Annotated in this window: 15 protein-coding genes and 1 riboswitch; of the genes, 4 read left to right on the top strand and 11 right to left on the bottom strand. The window is 66.3% G+C overall.

Translation table 11 applies throughout. The features are described from left to right. The 3 genes from BRAO375_RS01150 to BRAO375_RS01140 all read right to left on the bottom strand — a co-directional run. A partial coding sequence (locus tag BRAO375_RS01150) for a caspase family protein (RefSeq protein WP_244423091.1) occupies positions 1-981 on the bottom strand: 981 nt, incomplete at its 3' end. Positions 982-1,190: 209 nt separating this feature from the next. Continuing rightward, complete coding sequence (gene pncB / locus BRAO375_RS01145; RefSeq protein ID WP_009025607.1) at positions 1,191-2,495, bottom strand: nicotinate phosphoribosyltransferase; 1,305 nt, start codon at positions 2,493-2,495, stop codon at positions 1,191-1,193. Between the two features lie 94 nt (positions 2,496-2,589). After that, the gene (locus BRAO375_RS01140; protein WP_009025606.1) at positions 2,590-3,942 is read right to left on the bottom strand and encodes an amidase; all 1,353 of its coding nucleotides are present in this window, start codon (positions 3,940-3,942) and stop codon (positions 2,590-2,592) included. Between the two features lie 381 nt (positions 3,943-4,323). Between BRAO375_RS01140 and BRAO375_RS01135 the strand changes: the two genes are divergently transcribed. Then, positions 4,324-5,601, top strand: coding sequence for a PQQ-dependent sugar dehydrogenase (locus BRAO375_RS01135; protein ID WP_009025604.1), 1,278 nt, complete (start codon positions 4,324-4,326; stop codon positions 5,599-5,601). 148 nt (positions 5,602-5,749) lie between these two features. Beyond that, positions 5,750-6,325, top strand: coding sequence for a c-type cytochrome (locus BRAO375_RS01130; protein ID WP_009025603.1), 576 nt, complete (start codon positions 5,750-5,752; stop codon positions 6,323-6,325). 208 nt (positions 6,326-6,533) lie between these two features. Here BRAO375_RS01130 and panE read toward each other — a convergent pair whose 3' ends face one another. The 5 genes from panE to BRAO375_RS01105 all read right to left on the bottom strand — a co-directional run bounded on the left by panE (position 6,534) and on the right by BRAO375_RS01105 (position 11,178). After that, entirely contained in the window at positions 6,534-7,457 is a 924-nt protein-coding gene (gene panE / locus BRAO375_RS01125; protein WP_009025602.1) for a 2-dehydropantoate 2-reductase, read from the bottom strand. A 110-nt stretch (positions 7,458-7,567) separates the two neighbouring features. Beyond that, positions 7,568-8,305 carry an SDR family oxidoreductase gene (locus tag BRAO375_RS01120; RefSeq protein WP_009025601.1) on the bottom strand — a complete coding sequence of 246 codons (738 nt, stop codon included), beginning with the start codon at positions 8,303-8,305 and terminating at the stop codon, positions 7,568-7,570. A 142-nt stretch (positions 8,306-8,447) separates the two neighbouring features. Then, positions 8,448-9,056, bottom strand: coding sequence for a 2-hydroxychromene-2-carboxylate isomerase (locus tag BRAO375_RS01115; protein WP_009025600.1), 609 nt, complete (start codon positions 9,054-9,056; stop codon positions 8,448-8,450). An 89-nt stretch (positions 9,057-9,145) separates the two neighbouring features. Beyond that, positions 9,146-10,501 carry an MATE family efflux transporter gene (locus BRAO375_RS01110; RefSeq protein ID WP_009025599.1) on the bottom strand — a complete coding sequence of 452 codons (1,356 nt, stop codon included), beginning with the start codon at positions 10,499-10,501 and terminating at the stop codon, positions 9,146-9,148. A gap of 104 nt (positions 10,502-10,605) precedes the next feature. Next, positions 10,606-11,178, bottom strand: coding sequence for a DUF2239 family protein (locus BRAO375_RS01105; RefSeq protein ID WP_009025598.1), 573 nt, complete (start codon positions 11,176-11,178; stop codon positions 10,606-10,608). A gap of 169 nt (positions 11,179-11,347) precedes the next feature. On the opposite strand from BRAO375_RS01105, the gene BRAO375_RS01100 reads away from it, so the two are divergent. Further along, entirely contained in the window at positions 11,348-12,013 is a 666-nt protein-coding gene (locus BRAO375_RS01100) for a glutathione S-transferase family protein (protein ID WP_009025597.1), read from the top strand. 3 nt (positions 12,014-12,016) lie between these two features. Here BRAO375_RS01100 and BRAO375_RS01095 read toward each other — a convergent pair whose 3' ends face one another. Further along, positions 12,017-13,420, bottom strand: a complete 1,404-nt coding sequence (locus BRAO375_RS01095; protein WP_009025596.1) for a serine hydrolase domain-containing protein — start codon at positions 13,418-13,420, stop codon at positions 12,017-12,019. A gap of 171 nt (positions 13,421-13,591) precedes the next feature. Then, positions 13,592-15,343 (bottom strand): gamma-glutamyltransferase, encoded by a 1,752-nt coding sequence (ggt, locus tag BRAO375_RS01090; RefSeq protein WP_502688847.1) that lies wholly within the window; start codon positions 15,341-15,343, stop codon positions 13,592-13,594. Positions 15,344-15,490: 147 nt separating this feature from the next. On the opposite strand from ggt, the gene BRAO375_RS01085 reads away from it, so the two are divergent. Further along, positions 15,491-16,900 carry an MFS transporter gene (locus BRAO375_RS01085; RefSeq protein ID WP_009025594.1) on the top strand — a complete coding sequence of 470 codons (1,410 nt, stop codon included), beginning with the start codon at positions 15,491-15,493 and terminating at the stop codon, positions 16,898-16,900. Between the two features lie 113 nt (positions 16,901-17,013). Here BRAO375_RS01085 and purH read toward each other — a convergent pair whose 3' ends face one another. Then, the gene (purH, locus tag BRAO375_RS01080; RefSeq protein ID WP_009025593.1) at positions 17,014-18,606 is read right to left on the bottom strand and encodes a bifunctional phosphoribosylaminoimidazolecarboxamide formyltransferase/IMP cyclohydrolase; all 1,593 of its coding nucleotides are present in this window, start codon (positions 18,604-18,606) and stop codon (positions 17,014-17,016) included. A gap of 26 nt (positions 18,607-18,632) precedes the next feature. Further along, a riboswitch (ZMP/ZTP riboswitch) is annotated at positions 18,633-18,713 on the bottom strand. Positions 18,714-18,869: the final 156 nt, after the last annotated feature.

Raw genomic sequence — 18,869 nt, 5'->3', positions numbered from 1 at the left:
CTGCAGGCTGACCTTCAGCTTGCGGTCTGGAATGTCGATCTCCGCGCGGATGGCGGCCACGGGCTGACCCGATCGCGGGCTCCTGATGGTTTCCATCCGCCAGGTCACCGAGCCGGTATAGCGCTTGCCCTTGGGATCGGCCGGATCCTCGTCATAAAGCACGGCGAGGCCGGGCGTCCGGGCATCCGGAGCTGCATCCGCCATTGCCGCCGGACTCGTCTGCGCCGCCTTTGCGGATGGCCGGTTCGTCTGCGCCTTGGCCGGCTCGGCGACGCCTGGCGCAACGCTCGCACGAGCTGGCCCGACGACGACATCACTGCCGCCGAGCGGCGCAGCCAACAGCAGCGGCTGTTGGACTCCTGCCGTCGCGCGCTTCACGGCCATCCCCGCCCGATTGAAGGTCTCGAGCAGTCCGCCCCGATCTGGTGAAGACAAGGTCTCGGCCAATGCCGTTGCAAAGGCGCTATGACCATACGATCCTCGTTGCCCGACCGTCCCGGGTTGTGCGGCGAAGGACAGCAACGTGTTGGCCGGCACGCTCGTCGCCACCAAACCAGCTGACAGCCCTGCAATGCCGCGCGCTGCGAACGGGTTTGAACGGAAGGCGTCGAGAATCACGACGTTTTGTCGGCTGTCCGGACCTTCCAACTCGCCCATGATTCCGGCGAGACCGCGCAGCTCGGTATCGACGTCGAACGCTTTCGTCGGATCCGCGTCGACGGGAACGAGATAATTCGCACCGCCGAAGTTGAGCCCATAGCCGGCGTAATAGATCAGCGCGACGTCAGCATCGGCGATTCGGCCCTTGAACTCAGCAAGAACGCGCTCAAAACCTTGTTTGGTCAGGTCGATCTGGGCGGCGCCGCCGCTTAGCGTGAAGCCGAGCTGCGCGAGCTTCTCCGCGAGCAGCTTTGCATCAACCGCCGGCTCGTCCAGCAGCGGCGCGTGCTCGTGGATGGAGTTACCGATCACCAGCGCCACGCGCTTGTCCGCCTCGGCCGGGCCGGCGACGGCGACGAGTGCGACGGTCAAAGCGACGATTGCACAAACGACCTGTCCGACCCGGCGGCCCACCCCACGCATGCCAACGATCTCCCGCCACCCGATTGCCTTGTTCGCGCGCTGATTTTACCGCAGCTCGAACAAAACCGGAACAAGAATCGTAAAGGGTGTAGGGAATTTCTGCGGGGTCAGACGAACACCGGCGTCCGCACCCGGCCGGCATCGCCGAACACGCGCAGATAGCGGGCGATCTCGGCGGGGTCGCCGGTCGCCTTTTCCGGGTTGTCGGACAGCTTCACCGCGGGACGGCCGTCGACCGAGGTCACCTTGCAGACCAGCGAGATCGGATCGAGATCGACCGAACCGTCAGGCGTGCAGCCGACGAAGTCGTTGGTGAGATTGGTGCCCCAGCCGAACGACAGCCGCACTCGGTCGGAGAAGCGGTGATGGATCTGCTCGATCGATTCGACGTCCATCGCGTCGGAGAACACCAGCAGCTTCTGCCGGGGATCACGCCCCTTCGACTTCCACCAGGCGATGATCTCCTCGCCGGCCTGAATCGGCGGCGCGCTGTCCGGGCGGAAGCCGGTCCAGTCGGCGACCCAGTCCGGCGCGTCGCGCAGGAACGCCTTGGTGCCGAACGCGTCGGGCAGGGCGATCAGCAAATTACCGGCATAGGTCTGCCGCCACTGGTCGAGAATGCGGTAGGGCGCGAAGCGCAGCTCGTCGTCGTCCTTGGCGAGCGCGGCGGCGACCATCGGCAGCTCGTGGGCGTTGGTGCCGATGGCTTCGAGATCATTGTCCATCGCCAGCAGCACGTTCGACGTGCCGGTGAACGACGGACCCAGGCCTTCCTTGACCGCCTCGACGCACCAGCGCTGCCACAGGAAGCCATGACGACGGCGGGTGCCGAAATCCGACAACCTCAACCCCTCGAGCTTGCGGAGCCGCTCGACCTTGGCCCACAGCTTGGCCTTGGCGCGGGCGAACAGCACGTCGAGCGCGAAGCGGCCCTGGCCCTTCATGGCCTGGCGCGAGCGCAGCTCGTTGACGATCGCGAGCGCCGGAATCTCCCACATCGTGGTGTGGGTCCACAGGCCGTGGAAGTGCAGCTCATATTGGCCGTCGGCCTTGTGCAGCTCGTATTCGGGCAGGCGGAAGTTGGCGAGCCAAGCCAGGAAGTCCGGCGAGAACATGTGAGTCTTGCCGTAGAAGGTGTTGCCGGCCAGCCAGATCAGCTCCTTCTTGGTGAAGCGGATGGTGCGGGCATGGTCGAGCTGGGCCCGCAGCTCGCCTTCATCGATGACGTCGCCGAGCCGCACCCGCTTGGTCCGGTTGATGACCGAAAAGGTCACCTTCTGATCCGGGTAGAACTCCCGAATCATCTGCAGCATCAGAAGCTTGTAGAAATCGGTGTCGAGCAGGCTGCGCACGATCGGATCGAGGCGCCAGCCGTGATTGTAGGTTCTGCTCGCGATGTCTGTAACGGTCATGCGACGGTTTTACAGCGCCGGCCTGAAACCCGCTACTGGGCTTTGGCGCAGAGTTCCGTTGCGGCCAAGAGCGAAGTCCCCGGACTGAAGCGGCTCACGGCGCCTGCTGCGCAATCGGAGGCAGGCCGGGATCGAATCCCAGTGCCGTCTCCACCCACTTTGCGACGCGAAGCACCTGGAGGTCGTTGCGATAGGAGCCGGTGACCTGCACCCCGAGCGGCAGGCCGTTCTTGCCGAAGCCCGCCGGCAGCGCGACCGCCGGGGCGCGGACGAAAGTCCACGGCGCGCAATATTCGGCATCGCCGGTCCAGTGGAGGCCGCGCGGCGCCTCGCCGAAGGCCGGCAAGGTGAGCACCGCGTCGTAGCCGTCGAGCTCTGCCGCGAGCGCCTTCTGTCGTGCCGACTGGGCCGCCTTGGCGGCGAGATAGTCCATTGCGGTCTTGGCGCGTCCGCTCTCGACATGCGTCTTCATCACGTCGCTGACGCGATCGGGGTAGCGGGCGATCAGATCGGAGAAGATCGTTGTCGCCTCGCTCAGCATGATCGTATTGATCGCGTCCCAATTGGCTGCGTCGAGCTCCTTCAGTTCAGCGTCGTCGACCACGGCACCGGCAGCGCGCAGCTTGTCGATGGTCGCTTCGAATGCCGCCTTCTGCTCGGCCTCGGCGCGCTCCCATTTGGCGAAGCGCACCACCGCGAGACGCGGCTTGGCGAGAGGCGCGAGACCGTGCGCGACGTCGAGCGTGAATGCGGGTAGCGGACGGCCATGGACATCGTCAGCGCTGACGCCGGCGAGCAGCGAAAGAGCAAGCGCAACGTCGTCGACGCGGCGGGCGAAGAAGCCGATATGATCGAGCGACGGGCTGAGCGGATGCACGCCCGTGCGCGGGATCGCGCCGAAGCTCGGCTTGAAGCCGACGACGCCGTTGAAGGCGGCGGGCCGGATCACCGAGCCGAGCGTCTGCGTGCCCAACGCCAATGGTACGAGACCTGCCGCAACAGCCGCGGCCGAGCCCGACGACGAGCCGCCCGGCGTATGCGCCGGGTTCCAGGGGTTGACGGTCGGACCTGGATGCCGCCAGGCGAATTCGGTCGAGACCGTCTTGCCGAAAATCGTCGCGCCGAGATCGCGCAGTCGCGCGACCACCCAGGCGTCGGCAGCCGGTACGTGATCGCGATAGATCGCCGAGCCGTTGGTGGTCGGCATATCCGAGGTCGCGATGATGTCCTTGATGGCGACGGGAATTCCGCCGAGCGGACCAGTCTTCGCCGTGACATCGCGCGGCAGATATTCGAACGCCTTCAACTGCGGCTCGATTCGCTGCGTCCGCTTCAGACAGTCTTCACCATAGGCGGAGGCTGCAGCAGGATCGGCGGCGAATTGGCGCAGCAGCTCGAGAACGCCTGCACCGGCTTTCGGTGTCTGAAGCTCTGACGGTCGCGACATCGGGCATCCTGTTGGGCACGAGTCTTGAAGGTGCTAGCGCGGATCGCGCCTGCTCATGGTCTCCCGCAGACTAGCGGCTGACGATGGCCACGCCAATCGCGCCGGCGATCAGTGCGTATGAAACCAGCGCATGGCCGTTGTTGCCGCCGCTGCGACGAGCATCGATGCGATGCAACAGCGCGCACATCAAATATGCACGCGGCATGCGATGAGGGCAGAGGCGACGCGCGAGCGTCACGCAAACTTCGCAATCCGCTTCTCACGCCCTCAGGATGTGCTACCATTTTTGAGTCGACCACTGACATGGCGACCAAAGAACGTCTCCAAGCACGTTCCGAAAAGTAGACGCAGCCACACGAGCTGCCTCATGGGAGTGAAGCGATGACATCGGCTTTTCACCGAAGCGTTCTTGCGCTTGCAACAATCAGTCTTCTCGCCGGCACCAGCATCGCCGGCGCGCAGCAGAAGCCCGACGCGGGCAAGGCTCTCAAGAAATACGAATCCGGCACCAAGGAGTTCTGGACGCATCCGCCGGACGACTGGTTCCTCGGCGACGAGACCGAGGATCAGAAGGGATTGGCGCCGCCGTCCGGTCCGCCGACAGGTGCCTCGGACGCCGAACTTGCCGACCTCGTCAAGAAGGTGAAACTGCCCGCTGGCTTCAAGATGGAGGTGTGGGCGTCGGGCGTGCTCGCGGCACGACAGATGGCCTGGGGCGACAAGGGCACGCTGTTCGTCGGCTCGTTCGGACTCGGCAACGTCTATGCGATCACCGACAAGGGCGGCAAGCGCGAGGTCAAGACGGTCCTCAAGGGCCTGAACATGCCGACCGGCCTCGCCTTCCAGGACGGCAACCTCTACGTGATCGCGGTCGACAAGCTGATCAAATATGAGAACGCCGAGGCCAATGTCGACAATCTCGGCCAGGGCAAGGTCGTCTATGACGACATGCCGTCCTATGCCGCGCATGGCTGGAAGTACATCGCGGTCGACAAGGACGGTTGGTTCTATCTGCCGTTCGGCCCGCCCTTCAACATCGGCATCCCGCCGACCTCGGTGTCGCAGATCCGTCGCGTCGATCCGCGCACAGGCAATGCCGAGATCTGGGCGCTCGGCGTGCGCAACAGCGTCGGCGGCGACGTCGATCCGCGCACCGGAAAATACTGGTTCACCGAGAACGCGCGCGACTGGGTCAGCGACGATCTGCCGAGCGACAAGCTCAACATGATCTCGAAGATCGGCGAGCATTTCGGCTATCCCTATTGTCACCAGGGTGACATGCCGGATCCGAAATTCGCGATGGGCCACAAATGCTCGGAGTTCACGCCGCCGGTGCTGAACCTCGGGGCCCACGTCGCACCGCTCGGCATGAAGTTCTACACCGGCGACCAGTTCCCCGCCGAGTACAAGAACAACATCCTGATCGCCGAGCATGGCTCGTGGAACCGCCACAAGTATCAGGGCGCCCGGATCATGCGGGTGATCGTGGGTCCCGACGGCAAGGACGCCAAGCAGGAGGTGTTCGCCTCCGGCTTCCTCGAGGGCGACCAGGGCTATCTCGGCCGTCCCAACGACATCGTGCTCGCCAAGGACGGCTCGATCCTGGTGGCCGACGACTGGGCCGGTGCGATCTACCGCATCAGCTACGAGAAGAAGTGAGGCTCTGACCAAAACAGGGGCTGCGCGCTGCCCTCGTGGCGGCCGCAGCCCCAACTATTTTGCGCTCTGCGCGTTGTCCGGCGATCAGTCCGCGGCGCGCTGGACGGCCCCGCGGCGCGCAAGCCGCGTTGGAATGGGAGGATGACACATGCGTCATGGAGTTGCCGGTCTGCTCGCGCTGGCGCTGCTGAGTGTTCCGGCCGGGGCGGCGGATCTCGAGGCGGGCAAGGCGAAGGCAGAGGTGTGTGCCGGCTGTCACGGCGAGAACGGCATCTCGCAGACCCAGAACATCCCCTCGCTCGCGGGCCAGCCTGATCAGTTCATCCAGTGGCAGCTGGTGTTCTTCCGGGCCGGCACCCGCAAGAACGAGGCGATGAAGCCGATCGTCGATCAGCTCACCAACGAGGACATCCGCAATCTCGGCGCCTATTTCGCCTCGCTGCAGCCGGCGAAGGCGCCGCCGGACGACGATCCGGATCTGTCGAAGAAGGGAGCCGAAGCCGCCGCAGGCCGCCGCTGCGCCTCATGTCATCTCGACAGCTACGCCGGCACCAAGGGCGTGGCGCGGCTCGCCGGCCAGCGCGAGGAATATCTCGTCAAGGCGCTGCACGACTACAAGAGCGGCCAGCGCGTGGGCGGCAGCCAGGCCGCCATGACGGATGTGGCGTATCCGCTGAGTGCAGAGGAGATCACCGCGCTCGCGCATTATCTGGCGCATTTGTAGCTCGATCTCGGCCAAGCAGAAGGCGTCGTCCCGGCGAACGCCGGGACCCATACGCCGCGGCGGTCGTGATCGGCAAGATGCCCATGACCAGCCTGCCTCAAATCGCTCGCTGGGGTATGGGTCCCGGCTCAAGGCCGGGACGACAGCGGTGTGCGTGGCGCATCGTAGCTCACAGACACATTTGCGCGCTTGCCGCGCGTGGGAGCAGCTATTTCCCCCGCTGAGCCTCGTACACCTTCAGCTGCGTATAGGAGATCCGCAGCCGCGGCACGGGCACCTTCGCAGCGTCGGCACGTGCCACCAGATCGCCGATGACGTGATCGGCTTCCACCGGCAGGCCGGCGCGGAGATCGCGGAACATCGACGCGGTCATCGGCGAGCCCTCGGTGGTGATCATGCCGGAGACGCGCTGGAAGAACGCACCGGCCGGCGCGTAGCCGGCGGCCGCCGCCACCGCGCTGCACTCATCCAGCATGCCAAGCAGGAAGTCCTTGCCGCCAGGCGCGGTCAGGATCACGCCGACCGGCGCGCGCATCAGCGTCGTGGAGGCGGCGAGCGAGGCGAGGAACACCCACTTCTCCCACATGTCCTGCATGATGTGGTCGCTGGCGGAGGCGTTGAAATTGCCGCGCTGGAAGATCTCGAAGATGGCACGGACGCGATCGGACGAACCGCCGTCGCGCTCGCCGAAGTTCAGCGACTGCATCGGCTGCAGCTGCACGACCTCGCGCTGCTCGTTCAACGTGGCCGCGATGGCGCAGAGCCCGCCGAGCACCCGCGCGCGGCCGAACCTGGCGTCGAGCACGTCGAGATGCTTCATCCCGTTGAGCAGCGGGATGATCGCGGTATCAGGACCGACGGCCGGCGCGAACGACGCAATCGCATCGTCGAGATCAAACGCCTTGCAGCTCAGCAGCACGACATCGAAATGCTGTTTCAACGCGTCGGCCTGCACGGTCGGCGGATTGGGCAGGGTGACATCGCCAGCCGGGCTGCGGATCACAAGCCCGGCGCTGGCGAGCTCCGCGGCGCGCCGGGGGCGGACCAGGAAGGTGACATCAGCGCCGGACTGCAGCAGCCGGCCGCCGAAATAGCCGCCGATCGCGCCGGCGCCGACGACGAGAATACGCATGGGTGGTTCCCTCTTTGAGCGGGGCGCATCATGCAGAAGCGAGTGGCGAATGGCGAGTAGCGAATAGGGATGGGCTCCATTCGCTATTGGCTACTCCCTATTCGCTCCCCTCACCACTTCTCGCCGAACGGCCGGATCTCCATCTCGAAGGTCCAGGCGCTCTTCGGCTGCTGATAGAGCTGCCAATAGGCTCCGGCGACAGAGGCTGGCGGCATCAGCAGGTCGGGATTGTCCAGCGCCTCCTTGCCCCAGAGCTGGGCGCGGCGCTCGCGCACCCAGGCGGTGTCGACGCCGGAATCGATGATCAGATGGGCGACATGAATGTTCTGCGGCATCAGCTCGCGGGCCATCGACTGTGCCACCGCGCGCAGGCCGAACTTGGCGGACGCAAACGCCGCAAAGCCGGAGCCGCCGCGCAGCGACGCCGTCGCGCCGGTGAAGAAGATCTTGCCGCCGCCGCGCGGCAGCATCAGCCGCGCCGCCTCGCGCCCGGTGACGAACCCGGCCCAGCACGCCATCTCCCAGACCTTGCGGAACACCCGGTCGGTGGTCTCCAGGATCGGAAAATTGACGTTGGCGCCGACGTTGAAGATGACGACCTCCAGCGGCGCATGCTTGTCGGCGTCGTTGAGGAACGCGGTGGTCTCCTCCTCCTTCCGCGCATCGAGCGAGCGCGCCACGATCCGGCCGCCGGCGCTTTCGACCTCAGCTACGAGCGGAGCGAGCTTGTCGCCGTTGCGCCGGCCGGCGAACACCGTGAATCCCTCCGCGGCGAATTTCTTGACGATCTCCGCGCCGATGTAGTCGCCGGCACCGATCACGGCCACGGTGGCGTTGCGCTGTTGCATGCTGAGGTCTCCGTTCTCACCACGTCGTCGTTACGAGCCGACAGGTCCGCGCGAAGCGCGGCCCGACGACAGGCTCCGCGCAGCAATCCAGACCCGTGAGCGGAGCCCTGGATTGCTTCGCTGCGCTCGCAATGACAGGAATTTACCTGCCGAGGATGTAGTCCTCGACGTCGCGCAGCTGCTCCTTGCCGAAGAACATCTCGTTGCCGACGAAGAAGGTCGGCGAGCCGAACGCGCCGCGCTCGACCGCGCGTTGGGTGTTCTCGACGAGCTTCGCCTTCACCTCCGGCTCCTGGGCACGCGCGAACAGCTTCGCGCCGTCGAGCCCGAACGACGTGATCGCAGCGATCGCCACCTGGGGATCGTCCATCTTCTTTGGCTCGCGCCACATGTGGTGGAACGCCGCGTCGACATATTTCTCGAACACGCCCTCGAGCTGGGCGGCGATCGCTGCGCGCATCAGGTTCAGCGTGTTGACCGGGAAGTGCGGGTTCCAGACCCAGGGCTGTACGTGGAAACGCTTGAGGAAGCGCTGCGTCTCGATCTCGTGGAACTCGCGCTTGTTCTTGATGCCGGCATACGCCTCGGCCGGCGACCGGTTGTTGGTCGCCTTGAAGATGCCGCCGAGCAGCACCGGCACGTAGAAGAACTGCACGCCGATGCGCTTCTCGATCGCCGGGATCGCCTCATGGCTGAGGAAGGCATTGGGGCTGCCGAAATCGAACATGAACTCCGGTGCGGGTCGGCTCACGGGCGGTCTCCTCGAAAGAGTTTGTGCATTGTGGCCCGGGGCGCCGGTGGCGTCCAGGGTTTTATGATGATCGTCATATTCTGCCCCGGTCAGATCATTTTCTGCACCGTGCGCTTGCGCCAGACCAGCAGATAGAAGCTCATCTGCAGCAGCGCCATGGCCGTGAACGTGATCGGATAGGCCCACCAGACGCCGTCGAGGCCGATGGCGCGGCTGAGCCAGGTGGCGGCGGGCACCTCGATGAGGGCGATGCAGAAGGCGGAGATCGCCAGCGGCATCCACACCGTGCCGGACGCGCGCATCGCCGCCGAGAACGTGGTCGACATGCCGAACAGCACCGAGCTCCACAGCACGATGTGCAGCGAGCGCTGCGCCACCTCGATGACGGCGGGATCGGTGATGAAGAAGCCCATCAGCGTCCGCGAGAACAGATAGCCGATCGCCACCAGGCCGCCGGTCAGCACGACATTCATCTCGATCCCCGTACGCACGATGCGGCCGATCTGCTCGGCATTGCCGCGGCCGATCGCCTGGGCGCCGAAGATCGACACCGAGATCGCGATCGAGAGCGCCGGAAACTGCACATAGCCGAGCACCTGGTTGACCGCGCCATAGGCCGCGGTCGCGTCCGAGCCGAAACCGTTGACGAGCCCGATCAGCACCATCTCGGCCAGCGACATCACGATCATGCCGATTGCCGCGGGAATGCCGAGCCGCAGCACGATCCGCAGCAGCATCGGATCGGGCCGCATCCCCTTGAGGAACGCCATATCGATTGCCAGCGGATGCTTGCGCCGGCGCAGATAGACGTGGAGAGATATCAGCGTGATCAGGGTCGAGATCGCCGACGCCCAGGCGGCGCTGGCGACGCCGAGCTCGGGCATGCCGAGCCAGCCGCGGATGAACATCGGCGTCAGCACCAGCCCGAGCACCGTCGATGCGGCCAGCGCGGCGAGCGGCGTCACGGTGTCACCCACGGCGCGCATCTGCGACGACAGCATGATGTAGGCGAAGGTCAGCGGCATCGTCAGCATCATGATCCGCGCATAGTCCGTGGCCGCATCGAGGATGTTGGCGGGCGTCGCAAGCGCCGTCAGCAGTTCGCGGCTGTAGAGCCCGCCGAGCGCGATCAGTCCGGCGAGCAGCAAGGTGACGGTCAATGTCGTGCCGGCGATCGCCTTCACCTTGCCGGGCTCCTTGGCGCCCCAGGCCTGGCCGATCAGCACGCTGGCGCCGGAGCCGAGTCCCATGACGAAGGACACGAAGAAGAACATCGCCGGAAAGAACACCGACACGGCGGCGAGCGCGTCGACGCCGATCATCTGGCCGAGATAGACGTTGTTGATGGTGCCGAACAAGGATTGCAGGATGTTGCTCAGCATCATCGGCGCGAGAAACATCAGGAACGGCTTGCGGAGCGGAGCGGGCGTTGTCACGGCAGACATCCGTCGGCCGCGCTTCGGAGCGAAGCCGCGGCGCGCGTTGAAAGGAAATGGACGGGAGCATGCACGATCGGCCGTTCCCGTTGCTGTGTCGAATAGGACAGATCTCAATCGGTGTGATGACGCTGCGCCAGCGCCATCACATGCTCGCGGATGTCGGCGGGCCAGTCTACGATCAAAGACGTGACGCGATTGAGATCGTCGGCGAATAGCGCCCGCGCCGCCTCCTCGAAGTTCGGCAGATTGCCGGCCATCGTCGACATGAAATGATAGGCGGCGTCGCGCGCCTCGCGGGCGCGGTCCTTGTCGCCGCTGGCGCGGCGGGCCTCGTGGACCAGCTTGCGCAGCGCCACCGAGGCGCCGCCGGGCTGCGCGCCCAGCCATTCCCAATGCTCCGGCAGCAAGGTCACCTCGCGAGCGACGACGCCGAGCCGCGGCCGGCCGCGGCCGCGCGGCTCGCTGGGCGCGGGCTCGGCCGGCATGGCGGGCCCCCCAGCGAGTCTCGCCAGAATCTCCCGGTCGCTGCCGCGCAGATCCAGGTCGATCGGCCGCCCGGTACGATCGCTGAAAATCACCACAGGCGCCGGACTCGCCGGCGCGTGCTTCAGCGCCAGCGCCACTTTCGGCAGCGGTCCCGCCGCGATCCGAGCGTGGCCAGCAAAGGCGGTGTAGGTATCCATGTGCGTCAATCCTCTCAGGAGGAGGCAATAAGACCCGGATAAAAATGAATGTCAATATTACCCGGGTGAATATTTCGAGATCATTCGATGTGTTCCAGCGCCTCGCCGAACCCGCCCTGTCCTGCTACGGAACAGCGCCCGCCACTCGATCCGCCTTTCCGGGGACTTCATGCTCACCGTTCACCATCTCAACAATTCCCGTTCGCAACGCGTGCTCTGGCTGCTCGAGGAGCTCGGCGTGCCCTACGAGATCATTCGTTACGAGCGCCAGCCCGACATGCGTGCGCCGAAGGAGTTGCGCGCCATCCATCCGCTCGGCAAGTCGCCCGTGATCACCGACAACGGCAACACGGTCGCGGAATCCGGCGCCATCGTCGAATATCTGATCGAGACCTATGGCAATGGACGACTGATCCCGCCGCCGAAGACGCCGGAGCGGCTGCGCTATTCCTACTGGCTGCATTATGCCGAGGGCTCGGCCATGCCGCTGCTGCTGTTGAAGCTGCTGTTCAACATCATGCCGAAGCGCGCGCCGGCGCTGCTGCGTCCGATCGTCCGCAAGGTGTCGAACCAGGCGCTGACCACGCTGGTCAATCCGCAGCTGAAGCAGCACATGGCCTTCTGGGAAAGCGAGCTGCAGAAGAGCGACTGGTTCGCCGGCAATGAGTTCACCGCCGCCGACATCCAGATGAGCTTCCCGCTGCAGGCCGCCGCCGCGCGCGGTGGGTTGGAGCAGGGCCACCCGCGCGCGATGGATTGGCTTGCCCGCATCGAGGCCCGGCCGGCTTACAAGATCGCGCTGGAGAAGGGCGGGCCGTACGAGATCGGCCGCTGAACGCTATTTGGCGGCCGTGGCCGGCGCCTGGGTCGCGGTGATCACCTCGCGCACCAGCCGGGCGACGCCCTTGATGTCGCCGTCCGGATCGATCGTATCCCCGAGCCTGACCACCACCATGTGCTGGCTCGGCATGATCACCAGCCGTTGGCCGAGCAGGCCGAAGGCGAAGAAGGCGTCGGGTGGAATCCCGGCACGCGCTCGCCCCAAAGCATGAACGTGCGGGCTGCGATTGGTCCAGAGACCTGCGCCATAATCGGTGTCAAGCGTCGCGGTCGCCGACATGGCCACCCAGCCCTCGGGCAGGATGCGCCGGTCGCCGACGACGCCGTCGCCGAGATAAAGCAGCCCGAGCCTCGCCCAGTCACGCGCGCTCGCCAGCATGTTGGCGTGGCCTTGCATCGTGCCGGTGCCGTCATATTGCAGCGTCGCGCTGCGCATGCCGAGCGGGTTGAACAGCTCGCGCCAGGCGAGCGCGATGGTCTGCTCCGGACCTCCCGCGGCATCGCGGATGATCCTGGCCAGGATCTGCGTCGACGCGCTCGAATAGGCCCAGCGCTGTCCGGGCGGAGAGATCAGGGGCGCATGAACAGCGAAGGCCGCCATGTCGCGGTGGATCGCCATCTGGCTCGATGCATCGAAGCCCGAATTGGTCTCGTCCAGCGCCAGCCCTGATGTCATGCGCATCAGCTGCTCGATCGTGATCTCGTGGCGGCCATCCGAGGGATCGCGCCATTCCGCAACCGGCGCCGGAATCTGTGGGCTCAGTTTTCCCTGCCGGGTGAGAATGCCGAGCAGCGCGTTGGTGACCGTCTTGGTCATCGAGAAACCCATCAGCGGCGTCTCGACGCCGATGTCCGGCGCATAGCGTTCGGCGATCAGCCGGCCATCCTTGATGACGACGACGGCCTTGGTGCGGCGGAGCGGCGGAGCGCCTGGCTCCTCGAAGGCATGATCGAGCGCAGCCTTGAGGGCAGGGTTCGCCGGCTCGACCGGGGTCGCGTCGAAGTCGGGCAGGGCGGCCGCCGGACCGGCGGCGCGCAGCGCGCTGATATCGCTGTGCGGCACGTAAGGCGGCTTCTGGCCCTGCAGCGAGACGCAGCCGAGGCCGTCGTGATAGGACGCCCGGCTCGCATGCAGCCCAAGCAGCGACGCGTCGACGACCCGCATGTCGGGCTCGACCCGGTAGCGCATCACCGCGCGCAACCGGCGCAGGCCGGGGCGCTCCATGGTCTCGGCAAAAGTGGTCTGCGGATCGAGCCCGGAGACGAAGGTCTTGGCGCAGATCATCTCGGCGACGGCGGTCGTCGCGGCACGCAGCGCGCGATCGGGCCGATAGGTGAGCCAGCCCGCCACCAGCAGACCCGCGAACACCAGAAGGCCGACCAAAAATCTGCGCAAGTTCACCAGAACGCCTGAAATCGTCGAGCGGGCGAGCCACACGGTGCCCTGGACTCGTTCTAACCCGGCTCGGCCACGTCGCCAACGGAGTGACGCCAAGGAAACCCGTCAGGACACGGCGGCAAATCGTCATCCGGCCAGGCGCGGAACCGGTCAGCTGGATGCGAGTACCTGACTCTAGCGGCCCGCCGCCGCCGCTCCCTTGCTGCGCGGATCCGGCGCGCCGACCAGGCCGTCCGCGGTCACCAGGATGGAGTTGGCGGAGGTCCGCCCCATCGGCTCCTCGATCTTGTGTCCGCGTGCGCGCAGTTCCGCCAGCACGCCGTCGGCAAAGCCCTTCTCGACCCGGACCTCGTCGGGCATCCACTGATGGTGCAGCCGCGGCGCAGTCACGGCCTGGCGGACGTCCATCTGATAGTCGAGCACGTTGACGATCACCTGCAGCACGGTCGAGATGATGCGGCTGCCGCCGGGCGAGCCCGTGACCAGCACCGGCTTGCCGTCCTTGAGCACGATGGTCGGCGACATCGACGACAGCGGACGCTTGCCTGGCCCGGGCAGATTGGCCTCGAAGCCGACCAGGCCGAAGGCGTTGGAGGCGCCGGGCGCGGCGGTGAAATCGTCGAGCTCGTTGTTGAGCAGCACGCCGGTGCCCTCGGCAATCAGGCCGACGCCATAGGGGAAGTTCAGCGTGTAGGTGTTGCTGACGGCATTGCCGTCATTGTCGACCACCGAGAAATGCGTGGTGTTGCTGCCCTCGCGCAACGGCTTGATGTTCAGCACGTCGCCCGCGCTGGTGGCGCGCGCCGGGTCGATGCCGGCGCGCTGCTGGGCCGCATAGTCCTTCGACAACATCGCGCGGACGGGCGCATCGACGAAGGCGGGATCGCCGAGATAGCGGGCGCGGTCGGCATAGGCGCGCTTCATCGCCTCGATCAGCAAATGAAGCGAGGCTGGCGAACCTTGCTTGAGCTCGGCGAGCTTGAAGCCTTCCAGGATGTTCAGCATCTCGACCAGCACGGTGCCGCCCGAGGACGGCAGCGGCATCGAGACGATGTCGTAGCCGCGATAGGTGCCGCGCACCGGCATGCGCAGCACCGGCTGATAGGATTTGAGATCGTCCGATGTCATGATGCCGCCGGCCGCCTGGATCGCCTTGGCGAGCTTCTCGGCGACGGGTCCCGCGTAGAAGCCGCGCGGACCCTGCTCGGCAATTGCGGTGAGCGTTGCCGCGAGATCGCGCTGCACCAGCCGGTCGCCTTCCTTGAGCACGGTGCCGTCGGGGCGGATGAAGATCGCGGCGGAGGATGGCCATTTCGCGAGCCGCGGCGCCATCATCGGCAGCGTGAAGGCGACGTCGTCGGCAACGGGGATGCCGTCACGCGCCAGCACGATCGCCGGTGCCACGAGCTGCGCCAAGGTGAATTTGCCCGAGCCATATTTTTCCAGCGCCAACGCCAGGCCCGCCACGGAACCGGGGACGCCGATCGATAGCGCGGAGTCGCGTGACTTGGCGTTGTCGGGCTTGCCGTCCGCGCCGAGAAAGATGTCGCGCGTCATCGCCGCCGGCCCGGTCTCGCGATAGTCGATCGCGATGTCCTCGTTGCTCTTGGCGAGGTGGATCACCATGAAGCCTCCGCCGCCGATATTGCCGGCGACCGGATAGGTCACGGCCATTGCAAAGCCGGTGGCGACGGCGGCATCGACCGCGTTGCCGCCGAGCGCGAGAATGCGCTGACCGACCTCGGCCGCGATCCGTTCCTGCGCCACCACCATGCCATGCGCCGGCGCCTGCGCTGGTGCGGCGACGTTGGGCGGCTGGGGAATCTCGATCGGTTGCGGGTCGAGGGCGCGAGCCGGCAGGCAGCCGGCCAGCAACAGCATCGCACCCGCGAGGAGCCGTCGTCGATCAATCGTGAAGAGGGTCATCGCAATTCTGCCGCTGCTGACATCCGCCCGGGATCGTCAGATGTTATAGGGCCGCGTTGCCGACGTAAAACGCGACGGTGTTATCGTCGCGGGTTTCGACGATGGGATCGCCTCAAGAGGCGACGATGAGACGCAGAGGGATCTGGAATGGCCGTCACCACGATCGAGACCACCGACGCGGCTGACAAGCTCAGCTATCCCGGGCGGGCGGCAGTGGTCAGCTGGATCTTCTTCGACTGGGCGACACAGCCCTATTTCACCCTGATCACGACCTTTATCTTCGCGCCCTATTTCGCCGCACATGTCGCGCCCGACGCGGCGAGCGGCCAGGCGCTGTGGGGCTTCGCCACCGCGGCGGCCGGCATCGTCATCGCCCTGCTGTCGCCGGTGTTCGGCGCGATCGCCGACGCCACCGGCCGGCGCAAGCCGTGGATCGCGGCCTTCGGCGCGATGCTGGTGATCGGCTCCAGCCTGATGTGGATCGGGCGGCCCGGCGCCCCCGAGCTCATCCCACCGCTGCTCGCCGCCTATGTGCTCGCGACCATCGGTGTCGAGTTCGCCACCGTGTTCAACAATGCGATGATGCCGACCCTGGTGCCACCCGAGCGCATCGGCAGGCTGTCCGGCACCGGCTGGGCCACCGGTTACATCGGCGGCATTCTCTCGCTCATCCTCGTGCTCGGCTTCCTCGCCGCCAATCCCGACAGCGGCCGGACGCTGTTCGGGCTGACGCCGCTGTTCGGCCTCGATCCCGTGACGCATCAGGGCGACCGCATCTCCGGTCCGCTCACCGGGCTCTGGTTCATCATCTTCGTGCTGCCGATGTTCCTGTTCACCCCCGACTTCCCGGCGCGCCTCCGGCTCGGCGCAGCCGTCCGTGAGGGCATCAGCGAGTTGAAGGAAACCCTCCGCAGCCTGCCCCGGCAGCGCAACGTCGCGCTCTTCCTCATCGCCAACATGATCTACACCGATGGCCTGGTCTCGCTGTTCGCCTTCGGCGGCATCTATGCAGCCGGCACGTTCGGCTGGAACACGATCCAGATCGGCACCTTCGGCATCATCCTCGCGGCGGCCGGCACGTTCGGCGGCTGGCTCGGCGGCAAGCTCGATGATCTCCTCGGGCCGAAGCGCGTCATCGCCGGCAGCATGACCCTGCTGCTGCTGGCGATCATCGCGATCCTTCTCGTCAGCCGTGATTCGATCCTGTTCATTCCGGTCGCGCCCGCGACGCCGGGTGGGCCGCTGTTCGGCTCGTGGCCGGAGCGCGCCTATCTGCTGCTCGGCTGCGTCCTCGGCGCCTGCGGCGCGCCGCTGCAGGCGGCCTCGCGCTCGCTGCTGATCCAGATGGTGCCGAAGGAGCGCGTCGCGCAATATTTCGGCCTGTTCGCGCTCACGGGCAAGGTGACGTCGTTCATCGGCCCGCTGCTGATCGGCATCATCACCGCGGCCACCGCGAGCCAGAAGGCCGGCATGGCCGTGCTGGTGCTGTTCTTCGCGGCGGGGCTGATGCTGTTGGCGCGGGTCGACGCAGACCGGCAGGCGAGGCCAGGCACCTGAACTCGCTCCGCCGTCATTCCGGGGCGTCGCGCAGCGACGAACCCGGAATCTCGCGGCTCAGCTCTGGATTCCGGGTTCGCGCTGCACGCGCCCCGGAATGACGGTGGAGGCGGTCAGTGCCGGAAGTGCCGCACGCCCGTCAGCACCATGGCGATGCCGTGCTCGTCGGCGGCCTTGATGACCTCGTCGTCGCGCACCGAACCGCCCGGTTGAATGACAGCGGTGGCGCCGGCCTCGATGCAGGCGAGCATGCCGTCGGCGAACGGGAAGAACGCGTCGGAGGCGACCACGGAGCCCTTGGTCAGCGGCTCGGCGAGCTTCAGCTCGGCGGCCGCATCCAGCGCCTTGCGCGCGGCGATGCGCGCCGAATCCACCCGGCTCATCTGTCCGGCGCCGATGCCGACCGTGGCCGAGTCCTTTGCGTAGACGATGGTGTTGGACTTCACATGCTTGGCGACGCGGAAGGCGAAGCGCAGGTCGCGAAGTTCGGCGTCGGTCGGCGCCCGCTTGGTGACGACCTTCAGCGTCATGTCGTCGACCACAGCGTTGTCCCGGCTCTGCACCAGCAAGCCGCCGGCCACCGTCTTCGCGGTGAGGCCGGCCTCGCGCGGATCGGGCAGCGCGCCGGCGAGCAGCAGCCGCAGGTTCTTGCGGGCGGCGATCACCGCGATCGCCTCCTCGGTGGCGTCGGGCGCGATGATCACCTCGGTGAAGATGCCGGTGATGGCGCGGGCGGTGGCCGCATCGAGCTTGCGGTTCATCGCGATGATGCCGCCGAACGCCGAGGTCGAGTCGCAGGCCAGCGCCTTCTGATAGGCGGTGATGAGATCTGGACCTTCGGCAACGCCGCAGGGATTGGCGTGCTTGACGATGACGCAGGCCGCGGTGCGCGCCGGATCGAACTCGGCGATGCACTCATAGGCGGCGTCGGTGTCGTTGATGTTGTTGTAGGACAGCTCCTTGCCCTGCACCTGGCGCGCGGTGGCGACGCCTGGACGCCGGCCCGGCAGCGCGTAGAACGCGGCATGCTGATGCGGGTTCTCGCCGTAGCGCAGCGACTGGATCAGCTTGCCGCCGAAGGCGCGATAGTCGGGCGCATCGTTGTGGATGGTCGCGGCGAACCAGTTCGAGATCGCGGCATCGTAGGCGGCGGTTCGCGCATAGGCCTTGGCCGCCAGCCGGCGGCGCAGCAGCAGCGTGGTCGATCCTTCGTGCCGCGCGAGATCCTCGATCACGGCGTCGTAGTCGTGGACGTCGACGACGACGGCGACGTCCTCGTGGTTCTTCGACGCCGCGCGGATCATCGCCGGGCCGCCGATATCGATGTTCTCGATGCAGTCGCTGAACGGAGCGCCGCGCTCGACGGTAGCTTCGAAGGGATAGAGATTGACGACGAGCAGGTCGATCGGCGCGATGCCATAGGTCAGCATCGCCTCCATGTGCTTCGCGTTGTCACGGATCGCGAGCAGGCCGCCATGCACCTTCGGATGCAGCGTCTTGACGCGGCCGTCCATGATCTCGGGAAAGCCGGTAACGTCCGAGACGTCCGTCACCTTGAGGCCGGCATCGGCAATCGCCTTGGCGGTGCCGCCGGTCGAGATCAGCTCGACGCCGCGCGCGGCGAGAGCGCGAGCGAAGTCGATCAGGCGGGTCTTGTCAGAGACGGAAATCAGAGCGCGACGAACAGGACGAAGCTGGTTGGTCATGGCGGGCAGAATCCTTGTGCAGGAGGTTCAGTTGCCCAGGCGCACGGCGGTCAATCCCGCGCTCCCCGATGGTGCTCCATCCAAAGTCGCCAGTCGCGCGAGAGCCGGGCTCATAGCAGCTTTTGGCCGCTGCGACAACGGGGGGACTCCAGCAGCCGCGCCGTCATTCCGGGGCAATCGCGAACGCGCAGCCGCGAAGCGGTTGCGCGTTGGCGATTGAACCCGGAATCTCGAGATTGTTGAAGCGCGACGCTCAACACGTC

It is taken from the genome of Bradyrhizobium sp. ORS 375, from assembly GCF_000239775.1.
Classification (GTDB): Bacteria; Pseudomonadota; Alphaproteobacteria; order Rhizobiales; family Xanthobacteraceae; genus Bradyrhizobium.
This window is presented reverse-complemented; position numbering and strand designations above follow the sequence as displayed.

Excerpts from the sequence above, each read along its gene's own strand:
- BRAO375_RS01130 (WP_009025603.1), top strand. The coding sequence starts at position 5,750 with ATGCGTCATGGAGTTGCCGGTCTGCTCGCGCTGGCGCTGCTGAGTGTT.
- panE (WP_009025602.1), bottom strand. The coding sequence starts at position 7,457 with ATGCGTATTCTCGTCGTCGGCGCCGGCGCGATCGGCGGCTATTTCGGC.
- ggt (WP_502688847.1), bottom strand. The coding sequence starts at position 15,343 with ATGACCCTCTTCACGATTGATCGACGACGGCTCCTCGCGGGTGCGATG.
- pncB (WP_009025607.1), bottom strand. The coding sequence starts at position 2,495 with ATGACCGTTACAGACATCGCGAGCAGAACCTACAATCACGGCTGGCGC.
- BRAO375_RS01100 (WP_009025597.1), top strand. The coding sequence starts at position 11,348 with ATGCTCACCGTTCACCATCTCAACAATTCCCGTTCGCAACGCGTGCTC.
- BRAO375_RS01105 (WP_009025598.1), bottom strand. The coding sequence starts at position 11,178 with ATGGATACCTACACCGCCTTTGCTGGCCACGCTCGGATCGCGGCGGGA.
- BRAO375_RS01110 (WP_009025599.1), bottom strand. The coding sequence starts at position 10,501 with ATGTCTGCCGTGACAACGCCCGCTCCGCTCCGCAAGCCGTTCCTGATG.
- purH (WP_009025593.1), bottom strand. The coding sequence starts at position 18,606 with ATGACCAACCAGCTTCGTCCTGTTCGTCGCGCTCTGATTTCCGTCTCT.
- BRAO375_RS01140 (WP_009025606.1), bottom strand. The coding sequence starts at position 3,942 with ATGTCGCGACCGTCAGAGCTTCAGACACCGAAAGCCGGTGCAGGCGTT.
- BRAO375_RS01135 (WP_009025604.1), top strand. The coding sequence starts at position 4,324 with ATGACATCGGCTTTTCACCGAAGCGTTCTTGCGCTTGCAACAATCAGT.
- BRAO375_RS01085 (WP_009025594.1), top strand. The coding sequence starts at position 15,491 with ATGGCCGTCACCACGATCGAGACCACCGACGCGGCTGACAAGCTCAGC.
- BRAO375_RS01120 (WP_009025601.1), bottom strand. The coding sequence starts at position 8,305 with ATGCAACAGCGCAACGCCACCGTGGCCGTGATCGGTGCCGGCGACTAC.